Source organism: Erythrobacter sp. EC-HK427, assembly GCF_902498745.1.
Classification (GTDB): domain Bacteria; phylum Pseudomonadota; class Alphaproteobacteria; order Sphingomonadales; family Sphingomonadaceae; genus Alteraurantiacibacter.
Map to the genome: position 1 here is coordinate 877,660 of NZ_LR701479.1, position 26,552 is coordinate 904,211.

General features: G+C 64.2%; 22 protein-coding genes. 12 read left to right on the plus strand and 10 right to left on the minus strand.

The features are described from left to right. Nucleotides 1–72 precede the first annotated feature (72 nt). On the minus strand, nucleotides 73–1,869 hold the full coding sequence (locus tag GC121_RS04185) for an ABC transporter transmembrane domain-containing protein (protein ID WP_151972901.1): 1,797 nt from the start codon (nucleotides 1,867–1,869) through the stop codon (nucleotides 73–75). A 196-nt stretch (nucleotides 1,870–2,065) separates the two neighbouring features. Here GC121_RS04185 and GC121_RS04190 point away from each other — a divergent pair, with 196 nt between their 5' ends. Then, a complete protein-coding gene (locus GC121_RS04190; RefSeq protein WP_151972902.1) occupies nucleotides 2,066–3,286 on the plus strand; it encodes a polyhydroxyalkanoate depolymerase in 1,221 nt (406 codons plus the stop codon). A gap of 315 nt (nucleotides 3,287–3,601) precedes the next feature. Here the strand turns inward: GC121_RS04190 and GC121_RS04195 are convergent, their stop codons facing one another. The 3 genes from GC121_RS04195 to GC121_RS15220 are packed head-to-tail and all read right to left on the minus strand — an operon-like array spanning nucleotide 3,602 to nucleotide 5,807. Continuing rightward, nucleotides 3,602–4,222: a DUF4126 domain-containing protein gene (locus GC121_RS04195; protein WP_151972903.1), complete on the minus strand. Its 621-nt coding sequence runs from the start codon at nucleotides 4,220–4,222 to the stop codon at nucleotides 3,602–3,604. A 48-nt stretch (nucleotides 4,223–4,270) separates the two neighbouring features. Beyond that, nucleotides 4,271–5,638 carry a putative O-glycosylation ligase, exosortase A system-associated gene (locus GC121_RS04200; RefSeq protein WP_151972904.1) on the minus strand — a complete coding sequence of 456 codons (1,368 nt, stop codon included), beginning with the start codon at nucleotides 5,636–5,638 and terminating at the stop codon, nucleotides 4,271–4,273. Then, nucleotides 5,631–5,807 (minus strand): hypothetical protein, encoded by a 177-nt coding sequence (locus tag GC121_RS15220; protein WP_199857942.1) that lies wholly within the window; start codon nucleotides 5,805–5,807, stop codon nucleotides 5,631–5,633. Before GC121_RS15220 ends, GC121_RS04200 begins: the two co-directional genes overlap by 8 nt. A gap of 92 nt (nucleotides 5,808–5,899) precedes the next feature. Here GC121_RS15220 and GC121_RS04205 point away from each other — a divergent pair, with 92 nt between their 5' ends. From GC121_RS04205 to GC121_RS04225, 5 genes are all read left to right on the plus strand, one after another. Then, nucleotides 5,900–7,129, plus strand: coding sequence for a TIGR04063 family PEP-CTERM/XrtA system glycosyltransferase (locus GC121_RS04205; RefSeq protein ID WP_151972905.1), 1,230 nt, complete (start codon nucleotides 5,900–5,902; stop codon nucleotides 7,127–7,129). A gap of 44 nt (nucleotides 7,130–7,173) precedes the next feature. Beyond that, on the plus strand, nucleotides 7,174–9,141 hold the full coding sequence (locus tag GC121_RS04210) for a hypothetical protein (protein WP_151972906.1): 1,968 nt from the start codon (nucleotides 7,174–7,176) through the stop codon (nucleotides 9,139–9,141). 279 nt (nucleotides 9,142–9,420) lie between these two features. Continuing rightward, nucleotides 9,421–14,013, plus strand: a complete 4,593-nt coding sequence (gene gltB / locus GC121_RS04215) for a glutamate synthase large subunit (RefSeq protein WP_234421310.1) — start codon at nucleotides 9,421–9,423, stop codon at nucleotides 14,011–14,013. 13 nt (nucleotides 14,014–14,026) lie between these two features. After that, the gene (locus GC121_RS04220) at nucleotides 14,027–15,463 is read left to right on the plus strand and encodes a glutamate synthase subunit beta (RefSeq protein WP_151972908.1); all 1,437 of its coding nucleotides are present in this window, start codon (nucleotides 14,027–14,029) and stop codon (nucleotides 15,461–15,463) included. After that, nucleotides 15,460–16,710: a putative 2OG-Fe(II) oxygenase gene (locus tag GC121_RS04225; RefSeq protein WP_151972909.1), complete on the plus strand. Its 1,251-nt coding sequence runs from the start codon at nucleotides 15,460–15,462 to the stop codon at nucleotides 16,708–16,710. Before GC121_RS04220 ends, GC121_RS04225 begins: the two co-directional genes overlap by 4 nt. Here GC121_RS04225 and GC121_RS04230 read toward each other — a convergent pair. The 3 genes from GC121_RS04230 to ung all read right to left on the minus strand — a co-directional run bounded on the left by GC121_RS04230 (nucleotide 16,707) and on the right by ung (nucleotide 19,208). Continuing rightward, nucleotides 16,707–17,696 carry a hypothetical protein gene (locus GC121_RS04230; RefSeq protein ID WP_151972910.1) on the minus strand — a complete coding sequence of 330 codons (990 nt, stop codon included), beginning with the start codon at nucleotides 17,694–17,696 and terminating at the stop codon, nucleotides 16,707–16,709. The genes GC121_RS04225 and GC121_RS04230 overlap by 4 nt on opposite strands. Beyond that, nucleotides 17,693–18,259: a hypothetical protein gene (locus tag GC121_RS04235; protein ID WP_151972911.1), complete on the minus strand. Its 567-nt coding sequence runs from the start codon at nucleotides 18,257–18,259 to the stop codon at nucleotides 17,693–17,695. The genes GC121_RS04230 and GC121_RS04235 overlap by 4 nt, the downstream gene beginning before the upstream one ends. 265 nt (nucleotides 18,260–18,524) lie before the next feature. Then, nucleotides 18,525–19,208 (minus strand): uracil-DNA glycosylase, encoded by a 684-nt coding sequence (gene ung / locus GC121_RS04240; protein WP_151972912.1) that lies wholly within the window; start codon nucleotides 19,206–19,208, stop codon nucleotides 18,525–18,527. An 80-nt stretch (nucleotides 19,209–19,288) separates the two neighbouring features. On the opposite strand from ung, the gene GC121_RS04245 reads away from it, so the two are divergent. The 3 genes from GC121_RS04245 to GC121_RS04255 are packed head-to-tail and all read left to right on the plus strand — an operon-like array spanning nucleotide 19,289 to nucleotide 21,194. Then, nucleotides 19,289–19,906 carry a ribonuclease D gene (locus GC121_RS04245; RefSeq protein WP_151972913.1) on the plus strand — a complete coding sequence of 206 codons (618 nt, stop codon included), beginning with the start codon at nucleotides 19,289–19,291 and terminating at the stop codon, nucleotides 19,904–19,906. A gap of 36 nt (nucleotides 19,907–19,942) precedes the next feature. Then, the gene (gene lptC, locus GC121_RS04250; RefSeq protein WP_151972914.1) at nucleotides 19,943–20,614 is read left to right on the plus strand and encodes an LPS export ABC transporter periplasmic protein LptC; all 672 of its coding nucleotides are present in this window, start codon (nucleotides 19,943–19,945) and stop codon (nucleotides 20,612–20,614) included. A 10-nt stretch (nucleotides 20,615–20,624) separates the two neighbouring features. After that, nucleotides 20,625–21,194: an LptA/OstA family protein gene (locus GC121_RS04255; protein ID WP_151972915.1), complete on the plus strand. Its 570-nt coding sequence runs from the start codon at nucleotides 20,625–20,627 to the stop codon at nucleotides 21,192–21,194. Here the strand turns inward: GC121_RS04255 and GC121_RS04260 are convergent. Genes GC121_RS04260 through GC121_RS04270 form a run of 3 tightly spaced genes read right to left on the minus strand, consistent with a single transcriptional unit; the run spans nucleotide 21,191 to nucleotide 23,511 of the window. Beyond that, nucleotides 21,191–21,892, minus strand: coding sequence for a hypothetical protein (locus GC121_RS04260; protein ID WP_151972916.1), 702 nt, complete (start codon nucleotides 21,890–21,892; stop codon nucleotides 21,191–21,193). The genes GC121_RS04255 and GC121_RS04260 overlap by 4 nt on opposite strands. After that, nucleotides 21,892–23,193 (minus strand): O-antigen ligase, encoded by a 1,302-nt coding sequence (locus GC121_RS04265; RefSeq protein WP_151972917.1) that lies wholly within the window; start codon nucleotides 23,191–23,193, stop codon nucleotides 21,892–21,894. Before GC121_RS04265 ends, GC121_RS04260 begins: the two co-directional genes overlap by 1 nt. Nucleotides 23,194–23,220: 27 nt before the next feature. Continuing rightward, the gene (locus GC121_RS04270; protein WP_151972918.1) at nucleotides 23,221–23,511 is read right to left on the minus strand and encodes a hypothetical protein; all 291 of its coding nucleotides are present in this window, start codon (nucleotides 23,509–23,511) and stop codon (nucleotides 23,221–23,223) included. 141 nt (nucleotides 23,512–23,652) lie between these two features. Between GC121_RS04270 and GC121_RS04275 the strand changes: the two genes are divergently transcribed. From GC121_RS04275 to GC121_RS04285, 3 genes are read left to right on the plus strand one after another with little or no spacing between them, the layout of a single operon-like run. Then, nucleotides 23,653–24,546, plus strand: a complete 894-nt coding sequence (locus GC121_RS04275; RefSeq protein WP_151972919.1) for a hypothetical protein — start codon at nucleotides 23,653–23,655, stop codon at nucleotides 24,544–24,546. A gap of 6 nt (nucleotides 24,547–24,552) precedes the next feature. Then, nucleotides 24,553–26,421 carry an asparagine synthetase B gene (locus tag GC121_RS04280; RefSeq protein WP_151972920.1) on the plus strand — a complete coding sequence of 623 codons (1,869 nt, stop codon included), beginning with the start codon at nucleotides 24,553–24,555 and terminating at the stop codon, nucleotides 26,419–26,421. Next, on the plus strand, nucleotides 26,418–26,549 hold the full coding sequence (locus tag GC121_RS04285; RefSeq protein ID WP_199857745.1) for a lasso RiPP family leader peptide-containing protein: 132 nt from the start codon (nucleotides 26,418–26,420) through the stop codon (nucleotides 26,547–26,549). The genes GC121_RS04280 and GC121_RS04285 overlap by 4 nt, the downstream gene beginning before the upstream one ends. The last annotated feature ends 3 nt before the right edge of the window (nucleotides 26,550–26,552 follow it).

Below are 26,552 nucleotides of genomic sequence, written 5' to 3' on the forward strand. Positions count from 1 at the left end.
AGTTACAGATGTGACATTCGTCAATCGACCAAATACCGACTCCTGTCGACACACGGCATGGGCGAGAAAGCGTCAGGCCGCTGCCACTTCGTCAAACTGCAAGGCGGCAAGCCGCGCATAAAGGCCGCCCGCCGCCGACAGGCTGGCATGGTTGCCCTGTTCGACGATCCGGCCGTTTTCCAGCACCACGATCCGGTCTGCCGCGCGCACGGTGGCCAGCCTATGGGCGATCACCAGCGTGGTGCGGTTGGCCATCAGCTTTTCGAGCGCATCCTGCACCAGCCGTTCGCTTTCCGCATCGAGTGCACTGGTGGCCTCGTCCAGCAGCAGGATCGGCGCATCGCGCAACAGCGCGCGGGCAATCGCTACGCGCTGGCGCTGTCCGCCCGAAAGCCGCGCCCCGCCTTCGCCAAGGAAAGTGTCGAGCCCTTCGGGCAAGTCGCGCAGGAATTGCTCCGCATTGGCCGCGCGCGCTGCCTCCCAGATAGCGTCCTCGCTTGCATCCCACGCGCCATAGCGCAGATTGTCGCGCGCATTGGCGGCGAACAGGATGCCTTCTTGCGGCACTAGCGCCATGCGGCGGCGGATTTCGGCAGGATCAGCCTGGGTGAAGGGCACGCCGTCGAGCTTGATAGTGCCCGCTTGCGGATCATAAAACCGCTCGGCCAGCTGGAAAATGGTCGATTTGCCCGCGCCCGAAGGCCCGACAATCGCCACCGTCTCGCCCGGCTCCACCGCAAGCGTGAAATCGTCGAGCGCGGTGTCGCCCGGCCGCGTGGGATAGCGGAATGTAACGCCCGAAAAGGCCAGCGCACCGCGCGGCGGAACGGGCAGCGCCTGCGGGCGGGCAGGCGGCGCAATCACCGGCTGTTCGTTGAGCAATTCGTTGAGCCGACTCGCCGCGCCCGCCCCGCGCAGCAAATCGCCATAGACTTCGGTCAGGGCGCCGAATGCGCCCGCCGTGATCGCCCCGGCAAAGATGAAGGCGGCAATCGTGCCCCCCGATATCAGCCCTTCGCTCACCATCGTGGCACCGCGCCACATCAGCACCGTGATCGCGCCGAATATCAGCGTGATAATCAGCGCGGTCATCACCGCGCGGATCAGAATGCGCACTTTGGCGACGGCAAAGGTCTTTTCGACCGCTTCGGCAAACCGCCCGGCCTCGCGCGCTTCCTGATTGAAACCTTGCACGATTTTCATCGCCGACAGCATTTCGGTGGTGATGCCGCCGACGGAGGCGACATTGTCCTGGCTATCGCGGCTGACATTGCGCAGGCGGCGGCCGAAAATCGTGATCGGGATAATCACCAGCGGAATCCCCGCCAGCAGCCACACCGCCAGTTGCGGTGCCTGCCAGAACAGGTAGCCCGTCCCCAGCACCGCCATGATCGAATTGCGCAAGGCGACCGAAACCGTCGTGCCGACAACCTGTTCGATAATCGCGGTGTCCGCCACCATCCGGCTGGAGATTTCTTTGGGACTGTTCTCTTCGAAAAAGCTCGGCGAAAGGCGCAGCAAGTTCTCGTAAACCTCGCGGCGGATATCCGCGACCACCCGCTCGCCGATCCAGCTGACGAAATAGAAGCGCAGCGCAGTGCCCATGCCCAGCACGCCCACCAGCAGCAGCAGATAACGGAACCAGCGGCCGATATCCCCGCTGCCTTCGCCCGAATCGGCAAAGCCCCGGTCGATGATGAATTTCAGCGCATTGGGCAAAGCCCAGGAGATAATCACCGCCGTGATCAGCAGCGCAATTGCCGCCAGTGCGATTTGCACCGGATAGCGCGCCGCTGCACGCCAGATCATCCGCAAGGGGCCGAGCGACTTGGCGGGCTCGACCTTATCGATTTCAAGAACGTCATCCATCGCGGCGTCCCCTAGCCCAAGCCGCGCGAATATTGAAGCACTGCAATGGGCCATTGCCCCGCTTTGCCACAGCAAGCCGCGTCTCATCCTTTTGCCGCGTTGCAACATGAAACGAAAAGAGGCATATCGCCTCCTATCGCGGCGCTAACGGACAGATCCGGCCCGCAACCCATACGATCCGCAGGGGACGCGATTTTTGCTGTATTCCGCTTATGAAATGCAAAAGGCGTGGCTGAGTTCAGCCAGCCAATGGGCCAGTGTCGGCGCAGAGCTGCTCGACAATCCGGCGCTGCCGATGGGCTATTTCGGCATGGGGCCCGCCGCCGCCAGCGCGCTCAAGCTGTTCGCCCATCTGTATGAAGACCGCGGCAAGCCCGTGTTCGATATCCAGCCGGTGACCGTCGATGGCGCGGACAAGGCTATCACCGAAACCGTGGTGCTGGAGAAGCCCTTCGGCAGTCTGCGCCGCTTTGTGCGCGATGATCTGCCCGCCGATGCGCCCAAACTGCTGATCGTCGCGCCGATGAGCGGCCACTTCGCCACGCTGCTGCGCGGCACTGTGCAGCGTCTGGTGCAAAACCAGCAGGTGTGGATCACCGACTGGGCCGATGCGCGGATGGTGCCTTTGTCAGCGGGCCATTTCGATCTTGATGACTACATCGACTATCTGATCGAATTTATGCGGTTTATCGGGCCCGATACGCATATGCTGGCGGTTTGCCAGCCCTCGGTGCCCGCCTTTGCTGCCACGGCCGTGATGGCCGCCGCCAAGGACAAATGCCGCCCCAAATCGCTCACCATGATGGGCGGCCCGATCGATACCCGCGCCAGCCCCACCAGTGTCAACGATCTGGCGATGGAGAAGCCGCTGAGCTGGTTCCAGAACAATGTGATCGCCACCGTACCGTTCAATTATCCCGGCGCGGGCCGCAAGGTTTATCCCGGCTTCCTGCAACTCGCCGGTTTTCTCAGCATGAATCTCGCCGATCACATGATGAGCCACTACGAAATGTTCAAACACATGACGATGGGCGATCAGGACAGCGCCGATCGCACCAAGTTGTTTTACGACGAATATCTGAGCGTCTGCGACATGACGGAGGAATTCTACCTGCAAACCATCGTGCACGTGTTTCAGGAACATTCGCTGCCCAAGGGCGAATTCGTCCATCGCGGCAAGGCGATTGATCCCGATGCGATCCGCGACACGGCGCTGCTCGCCATCGAAGGCGAGCTGGACGATATTTCCGGCATCGGCCAGACCCGCGCCGCGCTCGATCTCGCCCCGCATCTGCCGGAAGCGAAGAAGCGCTATTACCTCGCCAAGGATTGCGGGCATTACGGGATCTTCAACGGCAGCAAATGGCGCAATAAGATAGCGCCGGTGGTGGAAGAATGGATTGTGGCCAATTCTTGATTTTCGAGGGCGCATCCGCGCCCTCGTCCTCGGTGCTATTCGCTCCGCCGGGACCCTTTGTTAGGCCTCAAGCGCCGGCGTTCGCATCCGCTCACTTGGCTTTCGGCCTACCGGCCGGCCCGCAGTCGCGGGCTGTCGTCGCCTGCGGCGCCGATTCCAGCTCTAGTCAGATAGAGAAGCACTGATCTCGGGCGCGACCAGCGCACGACCTAGGGCGACTGCCCGCCCGCAGCGGGCGCGTAGCGAAGCGGAGCGCGTCTAGCGAGGACGAGCCTGCGGATGCAGGCTCGCAAGAAGACAATTCGGACACTCCCACTAGGCTTCCATTTCGGGCTTACGCTTCCCCAATAATCGCTTCAGCAGTCGTCGGAGCGCAACGATCAACCCGATCGCCAGCACCAGCAACAACGCCGCCACACCTGCTGCTGCCCAAGGGTATTCGTAAACGACCCATAGCAAGCCCACGGTCGCCACGTCCTCGGCTGTGGAGGCGACGATATTCGAGACGGGCTCGGGTGAGGTGTTGATCGCTGCTCGTGCACCCGCTTTGCCGCCATGCGCCAGCAATGCGCCGCCGCCGCCGAGCAAGAACGCGACGACCTGCATCGCCGGATCGCCCGGATCGACAATCGCCAGCGCCAGCAGCGCCCCGCCCACGGGCCGCACCAGCGTGTGCACCGTGTCCCACGCGCTATCGAGCCACGGCACTTTGTCGGCAAAAAACTCCGCCGCCGCGCCGAAACCGGCGATGCCCAGCACCCACGGATTGGCGAGCACTTGCAGCGATTCGAGATGATCGGGCAGCGGCACCACGCCGCTGCGCATGGCAAGCCCCGTCGCCAGAATGACGAGATAGAGCCGCCACCCCGCCAGCAGGCTGGCGCTGGCGGCAATGCCGAGAATTTCCATGACTCCGAGAGCAGCGACACCATCCATCGCGCCCGCTTATCCTACGCCGCCCCGCCTTTGTCGAGAGGCGCGCGGTCAGGCGGTTGCGGCGCGCCGGGTTGCCGCCAGTTTCGCGGCCACCGGCGAAGGCTCGAACCCGCGCCGCTTCTGCCGCCACTGGCTCCACAGCGCCGCCTGGAACGCCAGCAGGATGAACACGAAGGACTGGAAGGCGATGCCGACAAACAGCGCGCCGACCAAGAAGATGATCTGCGCGTGCTGCAAGGCAGTGGCGAGATCGAACATGAAAATGTCCCGATCCGGCCGCTTCTTGCCCTCGCGCCAGCGGATGCGCTCCATCTGGTACAGGCCGAGGCCTTGCAAGGACAGCCACAGGAACAGGCCGAGCCAGCCCTGTTCACCCAACACTTCGAAATAGGACGAGTGGTAGGCGCGCGCCTGATCGGTGATTTCGCGGTAAGTCACGCGGCGGTTGTTGCCCTCGCCCTCGACATCGGGAATCTCGTACGTAAAGCTGTTGCCGCGATAGGCGTCAAACCCGCCGCCGGTTGGGTTGGCGAGCACGTAGTGATACGTCCATTTCCACACCTCGATGCGGGTAGACGCGCTTTCGTCCGAGCGGAAACCGGTGATCGTCTCCATCCGCTCCTTATATTCCTGCGGCAGGAAGGGCGTTGCGGCGACCACGGCGACCGCGCCGAGGCCTGCAATCAGGAAGCGGTATTTCACCTGCCGCATCAGCAGCACCCCGAACACCGCGATGCAAATCAGGCCGGTGCGCGCGCCGGTGCCAATGGGAATCAGCATACAGGCAAAAATCAGCGCGGCGGAAAACACCCAGACCGTCCAGTGCGGAGGGAAAATCGATCCGCGTCGGGCGAGGAAGAGGATCAGCGGGATGCTGGCAATCGCCGCAGTCGACATGATCGAGCCTTCGTAAAGGCCCGCATCGACATTCACCAGCAGCACCAGCTGGCCATAGCCACCCCCGCCAAGGACAGTTTTCAAACCGCCGCTGATCGCATTCGCCCCGATCGACAGCACGAACACCACCAGCGCCGCTTCCAGCCGCAACCTTGTGCGCAGGGTAAGCGGGAGGAAAGCGGCGAAGAAGATGCTCTTCCACACCCAGTCCCATTTCTGCCACGCGAATTCCTGGAAAACCGCGCCCAGCGTCGTGTAGCCGCACCACGCGAGCAGCGCGACCATCAGCGCCTGGGTGATGGTGAAGCGGCTGTTCTCTTTGGTATCGAGCACGACATAGCCGACAAAGGCGGCCACGAAGGCGACAAGCGAGAGTTGCAGGCTGCGGATAAAGCCCCAGCCGATCATCTGCGGCGAGACGATATCGACATAGATATACAGCAGCACCCAAAGGAAGGGCCGCTTGAAGCCCATCGCCAGCACCAGCGCGATGAAGATGAAGAGGACGATATCACGCATCGGCGCGCGGCTCCTGCGGTTCTTGCTGGGGCTGGCGGTTCTTCAGCCACGGCTTCACCGGCTTGTCTGCTGCCATGCTTTCATCATCCAGTTCAGGCCGGAAAATGATGCGCCACATGGCGACCAGAATCAGGCCGTGCGACAGTCCGATGGCAAACAGATCGATCACGTGGGGTTGTTCATCCGCAGAGCTTTGTAAGGGCCGCTTTAGGCCAAAGCTCTTGACGGCCCGTTAAGCACAACCGGGTTAATGCGTCCGCCATGACCCGGATTTTGCACGTTCTTGATCATTCGCTGCCACTGCATAGCGGCTACACCTTCCGCACCCGCGCGATCCTGACCGCGCAGCAGGCGCTCGGCTGGGAGGTGCGCGGGATTACCGGCTTGCGGCATTCGGAACCCGGCCCGCCGGTGCAGAAAGTGGACGGCTTCACCTTCCACCGCACGCCGGGCAAGGCCGAAGGGCCTGCGGGCATCAAGGAATGGCGCGAAATCGGCGCGCTGACCGACGCGATTGTGGCGCTGGCACAGGAATGGCGGCCCGATATCCTCCACGCCCACTCGCCTGCTTTGGACGGCTTGGCCGCGGTGCGCGCGGGCAAGCGGCTGGGCATTCCCGTCGTCTACGAAATCCGCGCCTTCTGGGAAGATGCGGCGGTGGGCAATCTCACCGGGACCGAAGGCTCGCTCAAATACCGCCTCACCCGCCAGTTGGAAAATATGGCGGTGGCAGGGGCCGACCATGTGATGACGATTTGCCAGGGGCTGAAGGACGATCTCGTCAAACGCGGCGTTGCGCCCGACAAGATCGGGATCATGCCCAATGGCGTCGATCTCACCATGTTCGGCAATCCTACAGCGCGCGACGAGGCGCTGGCCGAGGAACTCGGCATTGGCAGCGGGCCGGTGATCGGCTTTATCGGCAGCTTCTACGATTACGAAGGGCTGGACGATCTGATCGCCGCCATGCCGCTGCTCATTGAACGCCATCCCGATGCGCGGCTGTTGCTGGTGGGCGGCGGGCCGATGGGCGATAGCCTGAAAGCGCAAGCCGAAGCCTCGCCCGCCGCGCACGCCATCCGCTTTACCGGCCGCGTGCCGCATCACGAAGTGGAGCGGTATTATGCGCTGACCGACATTATGGCTTATCCGCGCAAGGCCAGCCGCCTCACTGATTTGGTGACACCATTGAAGCCCTTGGAAGCGATGGCGCAGATGAAAATCGTCGCCGCCAGCAATGTTGGCGGGCACCGCGAACTGGTGACCCACGGACAGACCGGTGTGCTGTTCGCGCCCGATGATCCGGGCGCCTGCGCAGCGACACTCGCCGATCTGCTCGACCGGCGCGGCGAATGGGATGCCATCCGCGAACGCGGTAAGGCGCATGTGAAAGAACAGCATGACTGGCACGCCAATGTTCAGCGTTATCAGGTCGTTTACCAAACCCTGTTAGGCAGAAATGTGAACCGCCGGATATCCGCTGCGGCCTGACACGTTCGGGCCAAGGCGCGCACGGCGCAGGACAGGAATTTAGCGTGGCGACCATGCCTATGGACAATACATCCACCCCGCGCGGCCGCGGCAAGCCGCCGGTCAGCGCGCATCCAGCATTCCCTGCCGTTGTGGCATTGTGGTTTGCCGCCCTGTTGGGGATCGGCAGTCTGATCCTGCCTGTACGCCTGTATGAAACAATCCTGACCGCCACCGGCATTTCCAGCATGGTGACAGCCGCCGCGCCGCCGCTGGGCTTTACCGCGCGCGCGCTGATCGCGCTCGTCGCTACGGTTTGCGGTGCCGGCCTTGGCCTTTACGCCGCCCGCCGGATGAGCGGGAAAAGCGGCACTGTCGGGGCGTTCCGCCGCGAAGACACCGGCCGCCGTGCCTTCAACGCCGCCGAAGAAATCGCGGAAGACGGGATTGCGGAGGACGAAGACGATCTCCCGCCCATGCGCGAGGCGATTATCCCCGCCGGTCGCCGCCGCGCGCTGGCGATGGTCGAAGATGAGGGCCCTAGCGAGCTGCTCAATGCTGCACCGCTGCCGGGCGAACAGACCGGCCTCTGGGGCGGCCTTGGCGGCGCTGTGATGCAGGCGGACGATGCGCTCGAACTGTTCGAGGAAGTCGAACCCGAGGCATATGCCGATCTGCCGGCGCAGGATTTTGCCGTGCCGCGACAGGAATTCATGCCCGACGCCGAACCGCGCGAAGCCGAAATGGCAGGCGCGGACGCGGCTCCGCTAGACCTTGTCAGCGTGGCCGAGGAACCGACGCTGGCCGAACCGCTCCCGTTCTCGCCGCCCTCGCTCACCCGCAAGGATGCGCAGCCGTTTGACGCTCCGCAGGCAGTTCCCGGCCCGGGATTCCTCAAACCCGCCACCCCGCGCCTGTTCGAATCGCCCAAGGCGGCGACACCCACATTCCAGATCGAAGCGCCGGAAGACTCCAGCGTTCCCGATACCTGCCCAATTCTCAGCGAGGACACTGTGTCAGACAAGCCCTTCACCCAAGACACCACCCATGCCGATCCTTTGGCGGCCAAGCCCTTCGACGCACCTGCGGGCTCGCTTGCCGAGGGCGCGCAGGGCGAAAGCGGTGCAGGTCTTGTGCAACTGGTGCAGAAGCTGGGCAGCACGCTCGAAAAGCACCGCGAGTGGAGTGCGCAGCGCGCGGCTCAAGGCTTCGCCGCCAAGGCAGTCGCGCCCGCGCCGCACACCGACGCACACTCCGAAATGCCTGGCGAGGCGATGCTGGCGGAGGAATTTGACCCCGCCGCGCCCGATGAAGCCGCAGAAGCGATGGCCGCCTATTTCGGCAAGCGGGCTGCCAGCACGATGCCAAGCGTTGCAGCAGAAGCAGAAGAGAGCGCAGATGATCCGCGCCCCTTCGCTGCTCCGAAGCAAGTCTTCCAGCCGGTCGCAGATGCCCCCATTGCAGAAGATCAACAGCACCCCACGTCCCCCGCTCCGGTAGCAGGCGAAGCCTATGCCCCGTTCACCGGCTTTGCGGCAAAGGCCAATGAATCCTTTGCCGAGGAGTTCGAGGAAGAGGACGAAGTGGCCAGCCTTGCAGCCTCGTTCCAGCTGCCGATTGCGGCCAAGCCTGCGCCTGCTCCAATGGCCGTCGATCCGGTTGAAAGCGAACCGCTGGCCTTCTCGCCGCGCCCGGCCTTTGACATGCCGCCGCCTTCGGTTGTTCCCGCTGCCCGCGCCGAAAGCAATCGCGACGCCGATTACTCCGCCGTCGCCGCGCACAATCCGTTCAAGGCCAATGCCGAAGACTTCGTGCGCATCAACGAGCCCGAGCCCGATACGGCAGAGCCCGCCGTGGTGTTCCCCAACCAGCAGCGCCGCACCGGTTCGCTCGGCCTCACCCCGCCGCCCGCAGTAGGCGAGCACACTGGCGGAGCGTTTGCTGCGCCCGCGCCCAACGCGGCCGCTTCGAACGACGATAACGAGCGCGCGCTGCGCGAGGCTCTGATGAACCTGCAGCGGATGGGCAAGTAAGCCCGCCCGCCCGGCATCACGCTTACACATACTTATGCGCCTCTTGTGCGGCGCACCAAAACTTGCAATTGGCTTTTCCTGTCGCCATGAGGACGCTTCGCGACATTTTCGTGCAGCAAAGGGCTGTTGATTCGCGTTTCGTTGCCGATGAAACCGGTTTCGAGGCGCGTTTTCCAGCCGCCCCGCAACAGGAAGAGTGCCAGTTTGACCGAGTATCCCGCCTCGCCCCCAGCCAATCAAGGCCTGTATGACAGCGTAAACGAGCATGACAATTGCGGCATGGGCTTTGTCGCCCATATCAAAGGCGTCAAATCGCACGGCATTATTACGCAGGCGCTGGAAATTCTGGCGAATCTCGATCATCGCGGCGCGGTGGGCGCTGATCCGTTGCTGGGCGATGGCGCGGGCATTCTGATCCAGATTCCCGATGTGCTTTATCGCAAATGGGCCGACAGCGAAGGCCTCACCCTGCCCCCCGCAGGCGAATATGCCGTCGCCATGTGTTTCCTGCCGCAGGACGACACCGCCCGCGCTTTCATCACCGAGCAGTTCGAAAAATTCATCGCCAAGGAAGGCCAGCGCCTGATCGGCTGGCGCGACGTGCCGACCACGCTCGACGGGCTGGGCAAAGCGGTGCTGGCTTCGATGCCGATGATCCGCCAGTGCTTTATCGCCCGCGGCGACAATTGCGCCGATCAGGATGCGTTCGAGCGCAAGCTGATCGTAATCCGCAAGCAGACGCAGAACCCTCTGGCAGAGCTCGCTGAAAAGCATGCCATGCCCGCCATCACCAAACTCTATATGCCGAGCTTCTCCAGCCGGACGGTGGTGTATAAGGGGCTGCTGCTCGCCGATCAGGTCGGCAGTTTTTACGATGATTTGCGCAATCCCGATTGCCAGAGCGCGCTTGGTCTGGTGCACCAGCGCTTCTCCACCAACACCTTCCCCAGCTGGCGGCTGGCGCAGCCCTTCCGTTTCATATGCCACAATGGCGAGATCAACACGGTGCGCGGCAATGTGAACTGGATGAACGCCCGCCGCCGGACGATGGAATCCGACCTGTTCGGCGCCGATCTCGACAAGCTGTGGCCGATTGTGCCGCATGGCCAGTCCGACACCGCTTGCCTTGATAACGCCTTGGAATTGCTGCTGCTTGGCGGATACAGCCTCGCCCATGCGATGATGGTGCTGATCCCCGAAGCATGGGCGAAAAACGATCTGATGGATCCCAAGCGGCGCGCATTCTACGAATATCACGCCGCCTTGATGGAGCCGTGGGACGGCCCCGCCTCGGTCGCTTTCTCCGATGGTCGCCAGATCGCCGCCACGCTGGACCGCAACGGCCTGCGCCCCGCGCGCTATTGCGTGACCAAGGACGATCTCGTCTGCCTTGCCTCCGAAAGCGGCGTGCTGCCCTTCGCCGAAGAGAATATCGTGCGCAAATGGCGCCTCCAGCCCGGCCGGATGCTGCTGATCGATCTGGAGCAAGGCCGCATCATCGAGGATGAAGAGCTTAAGGCCGAACTCGCCGCCGCGCATCCGTACGAGGAATGGCTCGAAGCCGCGCAATACAAGCTCAAAGACATCGAGGCGATCGAAACCGATGCCGAGGCGGTGCTGCAACATGATGTCAGCCTGCTCGATCGCCAGCAGGCCTTCGGCTACACGCAGGAAGACATTTCGCGCTTCCTTGAGCCCATGGCGGTCAATGGCGATGATCCCATCGGCAGTATGGGCACCGACACGCCGATTGCCGTGCTTTCGAACAAGAGCCGCCTGCTCTACGACTATTTCAAGCAGAATTTCGCGCAGGTGACCAACCCGCCCATCGATCCGATCCGCGAGGATCTGGTGATGAGCCTGCTTACCATGGTCGGCCCGCGTCCGAATATTCTGGGGCGCGAGGCGGGGACGCACAAGCGGCTCGAAATCGGCCAGCCGATCCTGACCAATAGCGGGATGGAGAAAATCCGTTCGGTCGAAAGTGTGCTCGACGGCGCGTTCCGCACGGCGACCATCGACATCACCTGGGACGCGGCAAGCGGGGCAGACGGCCTCGACATGGCGATCAAGGAAATGTGCTGGGCCGCGACCGAGGCGGTGCTGCAGGACAAGAACATCCTGATCCTGTCCGACCGCGCGCAGGGGCCGGATCGTATTCCGATGCCCGCGCTGCTCGCCACCGCCGCCGTGCATCACCAGCTGGTGCGGCAGGGCCTGCGGATGCAGACCGGCATTGTGGTGGAGACGGGCGAAGCGCGCGAAGTGCACCATTTCTGTGTGCTCGCAGGATACGGCGCGGAAGCGATCAACCCCTATCTCGCCTTCGAGACGCTGGAGGATATCCGCCAGCGCAAGGCGCCCGAACTCACCCCGCAAGAGGTCGAGGCGAACTACATCAAGGCCATCGGCAAGGGGATTATGAAGGTCATGTCCAAAATGGGCATTTCGACCTACCAGTCCTATTGCGGAGCGCAGATTTTCGACGCGGTGGGCCTGTCCAGCGAATTCGTCGAGCGCTTCTTCACCCGCACCGCGACCACTATCGAAGGCATTGGCCTCAAGGAAGTCGCCGAGGAAACCGTGCGCCGCCACGCCGCCGCGTTCGGCGACAATCCGATCTATGCCAATATGCTCGATGTCGGCGGGATGTACCAATACCGCCTGCGCGGCGAGGAACACGCCTGGACGCCCGCCAATATCGCCGACTTGCAGCACGCCGTGCGCAGCCAGCCGGGGCTCGATGCGCAGGGCAAATATCGTGCCTTCGCCAAATCGGTTAACGAACAGGCCGAGCGCCTGCTCACCATTCGCGGATTGATGGAGCTGAAACCGGCGAACGACCCGGTGCCGCTCGACGAGGTCGAGCCAGCCGAGGAGATCGTCAAACGCTTCAGCACCGGGGCGATGAGCTTCGGTTCGATCAGCCACGAAGCGCATTCGACGCTCGCCATCGCGATGAACCGCATCGGCGGACGCTCGAACACGGGCGAAGGCGGGGAAGAACCATTCCGGTTCACGCCGCTCGACAATGGCGATTCGATGCGCAGCCGCATCAAGCAGGTCGCCTCGGGCCGCTTTGGCGTGACGACCGAGTATCTGGTCAATTCCGACGATATCCAGATAAAGATGGCGCAGGGCGCGAAGCCCGGCGAAGGCGGCCAGCTGCCCGGCCACAAGGTGGACAAGCGCATCGGCGCGGTGCGCCATGCGACACCCGGCGTGGGCCTGATCTCCCCGCCGCCGCACCACGATATCTATTCGATCGAGGATCTGGCGCAGCTGATCCACGATCTGAAGAATGTGAACCCCGCAGCGCGCATTTCGGTGAAGCTGGTGTCCGAAGTGGGCGTCGGCACGGTTGCAGCAGGCGTGTCCAAGTGCAAGGCCGACCATGTCACCATTTCGGGCTATGAGGGCGGGACGGGCGCATCGCCGCTCACCAGCCTGACGCACGCGGGCTCTCCGTGGGAAATCGGCCTCGCCGAAACGCAGCAGACGCTGCTGCTCAACGATCTCAGAAGCCGCATCGCGGTGCAGGTCGATGGCGGGCTGCGGACAGGCCGCGATGTCGCTATCGGTGCGCTGCTTGGCGCGGACGAGTTCGGTTTTGCCACCGCGCCGCTGATCGCCGCAGGCTGCATCATGATGCGCAAGTGTCACCTCAACACCTGCCCGGTGGGCGTGGCGACGCAGAACCCCGAACTGCGCAAGCGTTTCGTCGGCCAGCCCGAACACGTCATCAACTACTTCTTCTTCGTCGCCGAGGAACTGCGCGAAATCATGGCCGAAATGGGCTTCCGCACGGTGGAAGAGATGATCGGGCGGGTCGACCGCATCGATATGAACCGCGCCATCCGCCACTGGAAGGCCGACGGGGTCGATCTCTCGAAGCTGCTTCACACGGTCGAGGCACCCGCAGGCAAGGCGTTGTTCCAGACCGAGGTGCAGGATCACGGCCTGCAAACCGCGCTCGATAACGAGCTGATCGCCGCGTGCGCGCCTGCGCTCGCCAAGGGCGAGACGGTGCAGATCGCGCGCCCCATCCGCAATGTGAACCGCACGGTGGGCACGATGCTATCCGGCGAAATCGCACGCAAATACGGGCATCAGGGTCTGCCGGTCGATACGATCCGCGTGAATTTCACCGGCACGGCGGGACAGAGCTTCGGCGCGTGGCTGGCCCACGGCGTCACGCTCGATCTGGTGGGTGACGGCAATGACTATGTCGGCAAAGGCCTTTCGGGCGGCCGCATCATTGTGCGCCAGCCGGAGAATGTCGAGCGTGATCCGCGCGAGAACATCATCGTCGGCAACACCGTGCTGTACGGCGCGATTGCGGGAGAGGCCTATTTCTGCGGCGTCGCGGGCGAACGTTTTGCCGTGCGCAATTCGGGCGCGATCGCGGTGGTCGAAGGCACGGGCGATCACGGCTGCGAATATATGACTGGCGGCGTTGTCGCCGTGCTGGGTCGTACGGGCCGCAATTTCGCGGCGGGGATGAGCGGCGGTGTCGCTTATGTCTACGATCCCAAGGGCACGTTCCACCAGCGCTGCAATCTGGCGCAGGTCGAACTGCTGCCGATTGCCGCCGATGCGGACGATCCGGAAGGCACCGGCCTGCCGCAACAACGCGCCGCCAGCGTCGATGATTTCGGCATGGGCGATCCGCTCTACCACGATGCCGCGCGGCTGAAGATCCTGCTCGAACGGCACAAGCTGCACACCGGCTCGGCCAAGGCGGCGGAATTGCTGGCGGATTGGGCGACGACGTGTCGCAAATTCGTCAAGGTGATGCCGAAGGATTATGCGCGGGCGCTGAAGCAACTCGAAGCCGAGCGCGAGGCTGCGGCCTCGGTCGCCGCCGAATAAGGGTTACAGAACAATGGGAAAAGAAACCGGCTTTCTCGAAGTCGACCGCCAGGATCGCAGCTATGCCGATCCTGCCGAGCGGCTGAAGCATTACCGCGAATTCATCATCCCGCACAGCGAGGAGGCGCTGCAAAAGCAGGCGAGCCGCTGCATGAATTGCGGGATTCCCTACTGCCATAACGGCTGTCCGGTGAACAATATCATCCCGGACTGGAACCATCTGGTGTATGAAGGCGACTGGCAGAACGCGCTGGAAGTGCTGCATTCGACCAACAATTTCCCTGAATTTACCGGCCGCATCTGCCCCGCCCCGTGCGAGGCGAGCTGCACATTGAACATCTCCGATGCGCCGGTGACGATCAAAAGCATCGAATGTTCGATCATCGATCGCGGGTGGAAAGAAGGCTGGGTCAAGCCGCAAGTGCCGTCCGAGAAGACCGGCAAGAGCGTCGCCGTGGTCGGTTCCGGCCCGGCAGGCATGGCCTGCGCGCAGCAACTCGCGCGCGCGGGGCATTCGGTGACCGTGTTCGAAAAGTCGGACCGCGTCGGCGGCCTGATGCGTTACGGCATTCCCGATTTTAAAATGGAGAAAACGCTCATTAACCGCCGCGCGGTGCAGATGGAGGCCGAAGGCGTCACCTTCCGCACCAGCACCGAAGTGGGCGTCGATGTGTCGATGAAAAGCCTCAAGGAGAATTTTGACGCGGTCGTGCTGGCGGGCGGGGCAGAGCATCCGCGCGGGCTGGAAATTCCCGGCGCGGAAATGCCGGGCGTGCGCCTCGCCATGGAATTCCTCACCCAGCAGAACAAGCGCAATGCGGGCGACGATGAAACCCGCGCCGCCCCGCGCGGCACGCTGACCGCAACGGGCAAGCACGTCATCGTGATCGGCGGCGGGGATACCGGCAGCGACTGCGTCGGCACCAGCAACCGCCAAGGCGCGGCGAGCGTGACGCAGATCGAAATCATGCCGCAGCCGCCCGAGAAGGAAAACAAGCTGCTCACCTGGCCCGATTGGCCGATGAAGCTGCGCACCTCCACCAGCCATGAAGAGGGCGTGGAGCGTGATTGGGCAGTCCTGACGCGGGAAGTCATCGGTGAAGGCGGCAGGGTCACCGGCCTCAAATGCGTGCGCGCCGACTGGTCGGAGGGCCAGCTGAAGGAAGTGCCGGGCAGCGAGTTTACGCTGAAGGCCGACCTGATCCTGCTCGCCATGGGTTTTCTCGGCCCGCGCAAGCAGGGGATGCTCGAACAGGCGGGTGTCGAATTGACCCAGCGCGGCGCTGTCGCCGCGAACGAGAGCGATTATCGCACCTCGGACGAACAGATCTACGCTTGCGGCGATATGCGGCGCGGGCAGAGCCTTGTCGTCTGGGCGATCCGCGAAGGCCGCCAATGCGCCGCCAGTGTTGACGCGGCGCTGATGGGAGCTACGCAATTGCCGCGATGAGCGGCGAATCCACCTCCCTGCGGGACAACGCCCTTGCCGCATTCCGGCGCGGGGCGGGCGATGCGGCGGCCCTGTTGACGCAGGCGCTGGAGGCGGCCCCGCATGATGGCGCGCTGCTGATTGCCGAGGCGGAGGCGCTGGCAGAGGCCGGGGTCGATGCGCCCTTCGCGCGGCTCGAAGCGATGCTCGGCCAAGCGCCCGACTGGATTTCGGGCCATCAGGCGCTCGCGCGGCTCAAAAGCGAATTCGGCCACCCCGATCCGCTCGCCACGATCGAGGCCGCGCTGCGCAAGCTGGGCCTCCATCCCTCGCTCTGGCACGCGTATCTCGGGCTGCTGGCGGGGCGGGAACGGTTTGCCGAGGCAGCGGACCATGCCGCGCAATTGCAGCGCACAGTCGGCGCTGTGCCCGAATTGCTGCTGCTCGAAGCGCGCTACGCCGGGCTGGCGGGCGATGCCGGGCGGGGGCGGGCGCTGCTCGGCCAAGTGCCTGCGGGCACGTTCGACTACGCCTACCAATGCGCACGCAACGCGCTCCAGCGCGGGGCGGTGGAGGAAGCGGTTGCGGCGCTCGATGCAGAGCCTGCCAAGCGCGGGGACGGGGCACGGCTGTGGGCCTTGCGCGAGGTGAGTTGGCGGGCGAGCGGGGATGCGCGGCACACCTGGCTGATGGGGCATGACGCGCTGGTGGCGGGCTTCGCGCTCGACCTCGCGCCCGCACAGCGCAGCGCCATGTGCGAGGCCCTGCGCACCCTGCACAAAGCCCGCGCCGCGCCGCCATCGCAGAGCGTGCGCGGCGGCACCCAGACGCGCGGCGCGCTGCATTTGCGCGCGGAGCCGCTGTTGCAGGAGCTGTTCGCCGGGTTCGCGGCGAAGCTGGCCACATATTGCGCGCAGCTCACCGGTCTGCCGCCCGATCACCCGCTGGGCGACATGGGCGCGCAGCCTGCGCAGATCACCGCCAGCTGGTCTGTCCGGCTGACGAGCGGCGGGCATCACGTGCCGCATTTGCACGATACCGGGCGCGTTAGCAGCGCGTGCCACCTCGCCCTGCCCGAAGGCGCGGGGGCGGGCGAAGGCGCGCTCGAACTGGGCCGCCCGCCTGCCGATATGGCGCTTGCGCTGGCCCCCCTCGCGGTGATCGACCCGCAACCCGGCCGCCTGATCCTGTTCCCCAGCTTCCTCTACCACGGGACGACACCCTTCGGCACAGGCGAACGGCTGAGCGCGGTGATCGACGCGGGTTAGAGGCCCGTCGCTTTTCGCAAAGCCGCCTGAAACGCCGCGGGTTCGTCGAGTCGAAGAGCGACACGGTCGATGGTGCGGGTGCCGATCAGGCCGGGCATTTCGACCGGGCGCGCAAGGCGCAGCGTTACATTGGGCGCGCTCATGATCGCGGTATCGAGCGTCGATCTGGCCTTGAGAGTTTTGGCATCGAAGGTCTCGCCAATGCTGGCGATGGCGTCCAGCGGGATGGTGCAGTCATGCAGAATGCCCGTGCGCACGCGCAGACTGTCTTGCGTCAGCAACACCGGATTGAGCCGAAGGCTTTTGGTGAGCGCAATGAACCACAATAGCCCCGCCAGCGTCGGCGCGAAGACAAGCCACGCAACAAAGGGGCTCCACAGGCTAAGCAGCAAGTGGACGACGCCCAGCTCAATCACCTGAAGGGCGATAAACACCCCCATCATCGGCGCGAGATAGCGATGATAGCCAAACGCCTGCGCGCCTTTGGGCACGTCCGGCTTGCCGTTCCACACGAAGAGCGCGAGATGCATCATCCGCACTTCCGTGAGGAAGAATTTGAGGAACGGGCCGGGCATGACTTCGCTCAAGGCCGCCTCGATATCCGCCCCGTCGCGCCATGCCTTGGTAACGCGGCGGGCGGCAACCGCGAACCACAGCATTGCCGTGAGGCCCAGCGCGGTGAGCAACGCGGGCAGCTCGAAAATCCGCGCGCGCACCGCAGGCGATGCACCGATAATGACGATGCACACCCCAAGCGCAGCCGCGCCAAGAATGGTGTGGATTGCGGGCTTCTTCTCGACAGCCTTGGCAATGGTGGCGAGGCACAGCGCGTCCATGACGATCCACGCAAACAGCAGCGCCGCGAGCGTCGCATTGGCCGCTGCCCAATCTGTGTAGGTCATCAGCCGCGCCAAGCCGATAGCGATCACTGGCAGCACGAATGGCGCGAATTTGCGAGCAAGCACGATGGGACGGGCGCTGGTCATGGAGAGACTTTATCGCCGGATTGCAAAAGCGAAAGTGCCCACTTTCGCATCCGCGTGACGTAGGACGCAAGAACTAGGACAACCTTCATGATTGTCAGTCCTAGGAGTGCCAAGACTAGGGCCAAAAAGATCACATCCTTCCACCAAGGTGTCCAGGCTCCGCAGCCATCGAAGGCAAATGCGGCCGGAGAATCTATGACTTCGGGGCACCCTAGGTCATTAAGCCAATCCGTCCTGTAGAAGAGCAGCGAGGCGCCGAGCAGCAAGAGCAACACCGATATCAAACGATGGTCTGTAAACCGCATAAGCCAGGGGTTTGACCACGGCGCCTGCTGGAAGAAATCGGCCATATGCCAGAACCAGAGCAAGACGAAGAATATGATATAGCCTCTTAGCGCCTCGCCGAGTGGCCCGTAAAGCCATTCGTCGCGGAAGCGTCCAACCTCCCGTACAGAGTAAACCTCTTCCAGCCAATCATAGAGAGAGGTTGCCAGGATAAGCAGACTGAGCACCAGCATACTCGTCAGCCAGTTGACCAGCTTCTGCCGATACTCCGCGCTCACCTCCCACACCCCGCGCATCCCGCCATGCCCGGATCAGAGCATAGCCGCGCTGTAAACGCCGTGCGGGGATGAGCCTCAGTCACCGCAACAGCTTTCCTACAGCCGGGGGAGTTGTCAATTCGGAAGATATGAACCCTCTACCATTGTTTTCCTCGCCACAACCCTGTCCGTCCGCCCGAAAGGTGAGCGCAATTATCACTCAAAATCAATGCCATGGAAAGCGATTGCGAAAGTGACAGCGTGTAACCTTTGTCACCCAGCTACGCTACAGCGACCAGTCGATCGCGCCGCGCCCGTGCTCTTCCAGAAACGCATTCGCGCGGCTGAAGGGTTTGCTGCCGAAGAAGCCGCGATGGGCGGAGAGCGGGCTGGGGTGCGGGCTGGCGATGATGCAGTGGCGCGTGGCGGGCCCAAGCGCGGAGATGCGTTTCGCTTTGCCCTGCGCATGGCTGCCCCAGAGGATGAACACGCTCGGCAAATCACGCTCCGCCACCGCCGCCACCAGCGCATCGGTAATCGCGTCCCATCCGCGCCCCGCATGGCTGCCCGCCTGCGCCGCCTCCACCGTCAGCGTGTTGTTGAGGAGCAGCACGCCTTGCCGCGCCCAGCTTTCCAGATTGCCGTGGCGGGGGCGGTGAATGCCCAGATCGCTCTCCAGCTCCTTGCAGATATTGACCAGCGATGGCGGCTGCCGGACGCCCTCGGGCACCGAAAAGCAAAGCCCGTGCGCTTGGCCCGGCCCATGATAGGGGTCTTGCCCCAGGATCACGACTTTCACGCTGTCCAGCGGGGTGAGTTCGAGCGCGCGCAGGCGGCAGCCCCTTGGCGGGTAGATCACCTTGCCCGCCGCCTCCTCGGCGCGCAGCCAGCCGCCGAGTTGCCGTGCCTCCGGCGTGGCCAGCGCGGGTTCGAGGACGGGCTTCCAGCTATCAGGGATCGCTTCGGTCATGCTCTGTTGTTTACGCTTGGCCAGCAGCGAGGCAAAGCCGCCCTTCCCCTCCATCCCCAATGCGACTAAGGCGCGATGCGATGACTGTTCACTATCACGAAGAAGACCTGCCCGCAGGCGTGCTCGCCGATGGCCCCGTGGCCGTCGATACCGAAACCATGGGTCTTGTCACTCCGCGTGACCGGCTATGCGTTGTCCAGATCAGCGATGGCAAGGGCGATGAACATCTGGTGCGCTTTGCCAATGGCAGCGCCTATGATTGCCCCAATTTGAAAGCCGTGCTGGCCGATCCGGCACGGGTGAAAATCTACCACTTCGCCCGCTTCGATCTCGCCGCGATCGAGCATTATCTGGGCGTGGAGGCAGGGCCGGTGTTCTGCACCAAGATCGCCAGCAAAATGACGCGGACATACACCGGCTATCACGGGCTCAAATCCATCGTCGAGGAATTGCTGGGCGAAAGCATTTCCAAGCAGCAGCAGAGCTCCGACTGGGGCGCGCCCACGCTGTCCGATGCGCAGCGCGAATATGCTGCGTCCGATGTGCGCTATCTCCACCGCTTGCGCGAGGTATTTATCGAACGGCTGGAGCGCGAAGGCCGCATGGCGATGGCGCAGGCCTGTTTCGATTTCCTCCCCACGCGCGCGCGGCTGGACATTGCCGGATGGGCCGAAGAGGATATTTTCAGCCACGCGTAAGGCAGGATTCGCCACACGGGCGCTTGGGATTGAGTGATGACAGCAGCTGCCGACAGAATGCGCTCCAAGCGCCAGGCCTTCGCGGCTCCCGGCAGTGCGCTCGATAGCATTGTCCGCGTGCTGGCGTTGGGCCTGCCTGCGCTGGTCGGCGTGATTGCAGCGATGATGGTGATTTCCCCGCTGTCGCCGCGCGGCGAAGTCAGCTTCCTGCTCGATCGCAACAAGGTCGCCGTGGCGGATGACCGGATGCGGGTGGATAGCGCGCTCTATCGCGGGCAGGATGATAGCGGGCGGCCCTATTCGCTTGGCGCCGGTGTCGCGGTGCAGCGCAGCAACAGTGTGCCGCTGGTCGAGCTGGAAGACCTGACCGCGCGGATCGTTCTGCCCGAAGGCCCCGCCATGCTCACCGCCGCCGCAGGCACATATGCGATTGATGACGAGCGGGTGAGCGTTCCCGGCATCGTGCAATTCACTGCGTCAGACGGCTATGATATGTCGGCGCGCAATGTGACGATTGATCTGGCGAACCAGTTGCTGGTGGGCACCGGACGTATCAGCGGCGTAATCCCCGCAGGCACTTTCAGTGCGGATTCGATGACGGCCAATCTGGCGAGCCGAGAGATTACCCTTCGCGGCAATGTGCGCGGACGGATGGTGCCCGGGCAGTTGCGCCTGCCGCGCGGGATGGACATGGACGATTTCGAGTAAGGTGATGGTGATGACAGCACAATCGGTTGCAACACGCCCTTCGCTCCCCACACTCGCTTTGCGCGGGCTGGCGGGCGGTTTGCTGGCAGGGGCGGTTGTCTCCGCCGGGTTCGGCTCGCTGGCAGGGGCGCAGGAAATTTCCGGCCTAGCGAGCAACGAGCCGGTCAGCTGGGCTGCCGATTTCGGGCAATTGCAGGATCAGCAGAACCGCGTGGTGCTGCAAGGCAATGTCGAGATTACGCAGGGCGATTTGCGTCTGACGGCAGAGCGCACGACCATCGCTTACACGGACAATGGCGCGCTGCGCATCCAGCGGATCGATGCGAGCGGCGGCGTAGTCGTCACCCGCGGAGCCGAGCGCGCGCAGGGCGATGCAGCGGTGTATGATTTCAACCAGCGGGTGATTATCCTGTCGGGCGGTGTGGCGATCAATCGCGGGGCTGACCGGCTCGATGGCGGGCGGCTGACGATCGATCTCGATAACGGCGTCACCAGCGTCGACGGTGCCGGTTCGCGCCCTGCCAACGGCCAGAATGCGGGACGCGTGTCGGGTGTGTTCGAAGTTCCCGAGCAGGACTAATCGGCGCAGGCTTCTCGTAGGCTTTGCGCGGCTGTGGCATGGCCCTCGGCTTCGTATTGCGCGGCAATGCGGGTCAGGCGCGGGCAATCGAGGGCGGCGTCCTGCTCGCCTGCCAGCGCCATCGTGGCGGCAAAATCGTCGGGTGCGGCGGCATTGGACAAGGCATCCGGAACCTGCCTCTGCCAATGCCCTGCCTTGGCAAAGCGCGTGGCAAAGGCAGCGCGGCCCTCTGCGGTCGAGACAAGCTGCGCCGCATACAGGCTCGCCCCTTCCCCCTCGCCAATCGCATAAAGCGCGGCGATGCGCATGGCGGCGATATCGTGCGCACCTTGGGCAATGGCGGCGGCCGCCCCCGCCTGCTGCGCCAGCGGATCGCGCCAGCCGCGCTGCATCGCCAGTTCGAGCGCGGCGCGCGAGCGTTCCTCCTCACCCGCCATCGCTGCGGCGACGGCGAACAGGCCGAGATGCTCGGCGGGCAAAGGGCGGCGGGCGAGCAAGGCTTGGGCCTCGGCCAAAGCGTCCTCGCCATCCTGCGCCGCGATGGCGTGGCGCGTGCGCTGCTCTGCAGCAAAGCCGGAGAAAGCAGGCGGCACCGCGCCTGCCAATTGGGGCGCGAAACGCGCTGTGCGGTCAAGCTGCGCAAAGCCCGCCACCAGCGCCAAGCCTGCCAGCGCCAGCCAGAAGAGAAGGCGCCTCATCACCGTTCAGCCTCCCGCGCCCGCACCAGCAGCACGACGAGCACCGCACCCATGCAGAGCATAGTCTGGTTGCGCAGCGGGTAATCGAGCAGCGATTGCAGCGCGATGGCGGCCAGCCCCGCCCCCGCGCCCAGCCTCAGCCAAGTGCCTTGCGGGGAACCACCGCGCAGGCTCGCCCGCGCAATCCAGAGCAGCCAGCCCAGCGCGATCAGCAGGGCGGGAACTCCGCCCTCGATAGCGATTTCCAGCCAGTCGCTATGCGCTCTGCCTGCCTTGCGCGGCGAGACGTGTTCGAGCGATTCGTGCAGCTGGAACACCTCGTCAAACGTCCCCATCCCGCTACCGACCGGCGCATAGAAGCGCGCTGCGTAAACACTGTCTTCCCACATTTCAGGCCGGTCGCTCGCTCCGCCTGCAAACCGGTCAAGACTTGTGGCGAGACGGCTTTCGCCGCTCACTGTGAGCGCCATCGCGCCTGCACCCAGCACGCCCGCGCCCAGCAACAGCGCCGCAATCGGGGCCAGCGGCCTGCCCGTCATGCGTTTGGCGAGGATCAGCCGCAGCGCCAGCACCAGTACGGGAAGCGCGAGCAGTGCCATGCCCGAACGCGATTGGGTGAGCACCACGGCGACGGCAAACAGGGCCCCCGCTCCACCCCAGGCCCAGCGGCACAGCACATGGCGCGGCCATGGCAGCGCGGCGAGTAGCGTGAGCGCGGTCACAAATAGCAGTGCGGTCGAATTGCGATTGGCGAAGGTCGCGTAGAACACATCGGCGCGCGGGCGCTCGGCATACAGCAGGCCGATGGCATTGCCCGAGAGCAGTTGCATCGCGCCCAGCGCGAATGCCGCAACGCAGCCCCAGAGCAGCGTGTGCGCCAGCGCCAGCTTGTCCTCGCGCGGCAACGCACTGCCCAGGATGATAATCGTCGCCGGAGCCAGCGTCCCGCAAAAAGCCACCAGCGTGCGCATCGGGTCAAGGCTGAGGGGAAACCAGCGCGCGCCAAGCTCTGCCAGCGCGAAACTCTCTGCCACAGCGCCGCGCCCCGGCAAGGCCTGCCACAACGCGGGCGGCAGCGGCAGCAATTGCAGCAGCGGCAGCGCCAGCGTTGCCAGCACCAGCGCCCGCAGTCCCCAAGGCGCAGTCCGGACGAAACCGGCAACGCGCTGCGGATGGGCAGCCAGCACACCGAGCGCCAGCAGCTGGATCGCCAGATTGCGCAGTCCATAGGCAACGCCACCGCCGCCAAGCAGCAGCGCAGCGACACATAAAAGCTGGAGATGGAACCGGGCCGAGCGCACCAAGGGTCAGGTCACGCGCGGCGGCGCTCAGCCACCCGTGCCGGGCGATGCATTATCGCCGGGGCCGTCATCTTCCTCGACATCGCCGCCCAGCGCGAACAGCGCGCCGCCCAGAATGCCAAGGCCAATCAGGAATACTTCCCACGGCATGCGTCCGGGGAGCAGGAAATCCTCTTCGTCGGGGATCAGGGGCGACCAGCCAGTCGCGCCCAGCGAGATCGCGGCATCGACCGCACGGGTATTGTCCTGCGCGGCAACGGCAATGGGCGTCACAGCAAGGCTGATGGCAGCCATTCCGGCGATTGCATTCCTGATCATCTCCAGCCTCCTGCTGCCACTTGCTCGCGAAATTAGGGCAAATCCGCTATGTCCGCAATGCGCATAGCAGATCGCGCCTAACATTTCGCCAAGGCAGCGGTAAATTGCTGTCACCCTCTTGCGCCAATCACACTGGCGTAAATGCCGCTCCTGCGTGCTATAGATGGCGCCGCCATGTCCCAGCCGCTGAGCCAACGCCTGCAAGATCCCGCTTATCGCGACGCGCATCTGTGCGCCGCGCTGGTGCTGCGGCAGGAGGCGCGGCTGGCTTGGTATGACAGCTTTTTCCTGCGCCGTTTCGCCTTGGCGCGCCGCTTTCTCGAGGTGCATTCGCCCGGCGAAGTTGCGCGCTTTGTGGAAGGCTTCGCGCCGCTCCAGCCGCCGCCGGATGTCGCACCGTCCCTGCTGCCCGCATTGTTCGACGCGGCTCAGCAAAAAGCTATCATGGAGGAAGTCGCCGCGATCCGCCCTGATGCGCTGGAAACACACGAGATTGCCGCGTTTGGCCGCCACGTGGTGCACGATCACCCGCCGTTTCTCGCTTTGCAGCGCGCGCTTCTGCCCAAGGTAAGCGCGCTAGTCGGCTGCGAGCTTGCCTTGGGCTACAATTTCCTCAGCCTCTACGGGCCGACGGGGCGCTGCGATCCGCATATGGACCAGCCGCTCTCGATGTATACGCTCGATTATTGCATCGCGCAGAATGTGCGCTGGCCGATCCGGTTCAGCAGGCGGATCGATTGGATGGACGTGGCGCAGCGCCCCGCTTCGCCACAAGATGTGCTGGACGATCCGGCGCTGGACTTCACCCCTTACGAACTGGGCCAGAATGACGCGCTGCTGTTCTGCGGCAGCGCGCAATGGCATTACCGCGAGGCGATGCCGCCGGGCGGTTACAGCCATCTGCTTTTCTTCCATTACTATCCGGCGGGGTGCGAGGCGCTGGTCAATCCGGCGCAGTGGCCTGCCCATTTCGGCCTGCCGCAATTACAGGCGCTGCTCGATCTGCTCGACGATCCGCAGGTCTATGGCGGATAGCTGCCGATGAGCGGGATTGCGGCGATGTTCCGCGCCGATGGCGGGCCGGTCGATGCCGCCGTGCTGGAGGCTATGGCGGGGGCCATGTCCTATCGCGGCCTGACGGGCAGAAGCGGGGGCGGAACCGCGATGCTCGCCCATGCCGGGGAAGTCGGCCCCGCGTCGCAAACCCGCTTCCACATTGCCTTTGACGGCTATCTGCTCAACGGGCCGGAGTTGCGACGCGAGCTGGCGGAGCGCGGAGTGCACCTGCCCGGCACCAGCGATGCCGAAACGGCGCTGCACGCCTTTTCGCAGTGGGATGAGGCGGCGCTGGCGCGGTTCGAAGGCGAATTCGCACTGGTGATCTGGGATGCGCAGGAGCACCGCCTCACCTGCGCGCGCGACCATCTGGGCCTGCGCCCGCTGTGCTGGCATTGGGACGGAAGGCAGCTGCTGGTCGCCTCGGATATCGCTGCGATCATTGCGGCGATGCCCGAACACCCGCCGATCAATACCGGCTATATGGCAGAGCATCTCGCCAATTGCTGGTACACGCAGGATGAAACCGTGTGGCAAGGCGTCAACAAGCTGCGGCCCGCGCATTGGCTGGCGTTTGCACAGGGGGGCAGCACCCCCGCGATCCGCGAATATTGGACGCTGCCGACCGGGGTGACGATCCGCTATGCAAGCGATGCGGACTATGTAGAGCACTATCTCGCGCTGCTAGACGAAGTGGTGCGCGGCGCGGCCACCAGCGATGCGCCGGTTGCTGCCGAAGTCAGCGGCGGGCTCGATTCCTCGGCCATTTTCGCGCTGGCAGCGAAGTCGCAGCAAGACGGCGCGCTGGCTGCGCCCGGCCTCCACGGTTTCGCCCTGCGCGGCCATCCGGGCGACTATTCGGACGAAATCGCCCATGCCCGCAGCGTTGCCGCGCATTGGGGGCATGGATTAACCGAATGCGCGCTGTTCGAACCATCGCTCGACTGGTTTTGTGAGCAAGGGCGCAACGATGCCACGCTGGCTTTTGCTCCCAATGCGGCAATGATGGCGGGCCTGCACGCAGCGATGGCAGAGGCGGGTGTGCGCGTCTGCCTCAACGGGCATGGCGGCGATGTCTGGCTCAATGGCAGCAATGCGCAGTTCAACCAGACGCTGCGGCTGCGCGACTGGAGCGGGGCTGCACGCAGCCTGGCGGCTGACCGGCGCGATTTCGGTGCGGCCTATGCGCTGCGCAAGGGTGTGCGGCAGGGCTTGGGGCTGATTGCTCCGACAGCCGCCAAACGGGTGCTGCGCCGCATCGAAGCACAAGCGCCGCACCCGCTCGAAACGCTGTTCTGGTTGAGCGAGGAAGCCAAGCAGGCGCTGGCGGAGCGGCGCGCGCGCTTTGAAGCGGAGCTGGAAGCCGCACCGGAACACGAGCGACACAAGCTGGCGCGGCTGAAGGAACCCTTCACCGTGCTCGTCAACGAAATCACCAATCTGATGGCCGCGAAACAGAGCATCGAATATCGCAGCCCGATGCAGTCGCGGCGCTTTGTCGAATTTTGCGCGGCGACGCCTGAACATCTGAAACGGCGCGGAAAGCTGCGCAAATGGCTCCACCGCGAGGCGATGCGCGGCATTCTGCCCGAAAGCGTGCGGATGCGCGGCGACAAGGCCTTTTTCGATTCCACCTTCCGCCGACTGCAAGGCGAAACCCGCGCCTACTGCTCGCAACACATGGCGGCCAAACCCTTCGCCGAACTGGTTCGCGCAGACGGCGTGGAGGCGCTCTTCAGGCAATTTTACGCCGCAGAAATTGACGCAGGGGCCATTTGGGAGCTATGGGGAGCGTTCTCCAGCGTAGCGTTTTGCCGCGATTTTGCGGCTCCAGAGCAGGAACAGGTGCAATGAAGCAACCCATGGCGAAAAAGGCCCGGTACGAGCGCCCCGTGCTCACCGTTTTCGGCAGCGTCCGCAACCTGACGGGTGGCAGCGGCGGCATGCTCAACGGCGACAGCACCTCGATGGATATGCTCTAGGCT

What these genes read in the sequence shown, in the direction of transcription:
- GC121_RS04185 (WP_151972901.1), bottom strand. Translation starts at nt 1,869, where the DNA reads ATGGATGACGTTCTTGAAATCGATAAGGTCGAGCCCGCCAAGTCGCTC.
- GC121_RS04195 (WP_151972903.1), bottom strand. Translation starts at nt 4,222, where the DNA reads ATGGATGGTGTCGCTGCTCTCGGAGTCATGGAAATTCTCGGCATTGCC.
- GC121_RS04200 (WP_151972904.1), bottom strand. Translation starts at nt 5,638, where the DNA reads ATGCGTGATATCGTCCTCTTCATCTTCATCGCGCTGGTGCTGGCGATG.
- GC121_RS04205 (WP_151972905.1), top strand. Translation starts at nt 5,900, where the DNA reads ATGACCCGGATTTTGCACGTTCTTGATCATTCGCTGCCACTGCATAGC.
- gltB (WP_234421310.1), top strand. Translation starts at nt 9,421, where the DNA reads ATGGGCTTTGTCGCCCATATCAAAGGCGTCAAATCGCACGGCATTATT.
- GC121_RS04220 (WP_151972908.1), top strand. Translation starts at nt 14,027, where the DNA reads ATGGGAAAAGAAACCGGCTTTCTCGAAGTCGACCGCCAGGATCGCAGC.
- GC121_RS04225 (WP_151972909.1), top strand. Translation starts at nt 15,460, where the DNA reads ATGAGCGGCGAATCCACCTCCCTGCGGGACAACGCCCTTGCCGCATTC.
- GC121_RS04230 (WP_151972910.1), bottom strand. Translation starts at nt 17,696, where the DNA reads ATGACCAGCGCCCGTCCCATCGTGCTTGCTCGCAAATTCGCGCCATTC.
- ung (WP_151972912.1), bottom strand. Translation starts at nt 19,208, where the DNA reads ATGACCGAAGCGATCCCTGATAGCTGGAAGCCCGTCCTCGAACCCGCG.
- GC121_RS04245 (WP_151972913.1), top strand. Translation starts at nt 19,289, where the DNA reads ATGACTGTTCACTATCACGAAGAAGACCTGCCCGCAGGCGTGCTCGCC.
- lptC (WP_151972914.1), top strand. Translation starts at nt 19,943, where the DNA reads ATGACAGCAGCTGCCGACAGAATGCGCTCCAAGCGCCAGGCCTTCGCG.
- GC121_RS04255 (WP_151972915.1), top strand. Translation starts at nt 20,625, where the DNA reads ATGACAGCACAATCGGTTGCAACACGCCCTTCGCTCCCCACACTCGCT.
- GC121_RS04260 (WP_151972916.1), bottom strand. Translation starts at nt 21,892, where the DNA reads ATGAGGCGCCTTCTCTTCTGGCTGGCGCTGGCAGGCTTGGCGCTGGTG.
- GC121_RS04270 (WP_151972918.1), bottom strand. Translation starts at nt 23,511, where the DNA reads ATGATCAGGAATGCAATCGCCGGAATGGCTGCCATCAGCCTTGCTGTG.
- GC121_RS04275 (WP_151972919.1), top strand. Translation starts at nt 23,653, where the DNA reads ATGCCGCTCCTGCGTGCTATAGATGGCGCCGCCATGTCCCAGCCGCTG.
- GC121_RS04280 (WP_151972920.1), top strand. Translation starts at nt 24,553, where the DNA reads ATGAGCGGGATTGCGGCGATGTTCCGCGCCGATGGCGGGCCGGTCGAT.
- GC121_RS04285 (WP_199857745.1), top strand. Translation starts at nt 26,418, where the DNA reads ATGAAGCAACCCATGGCGAAAAAGGCCCGGTACGAGCGCCCCGTGCTC.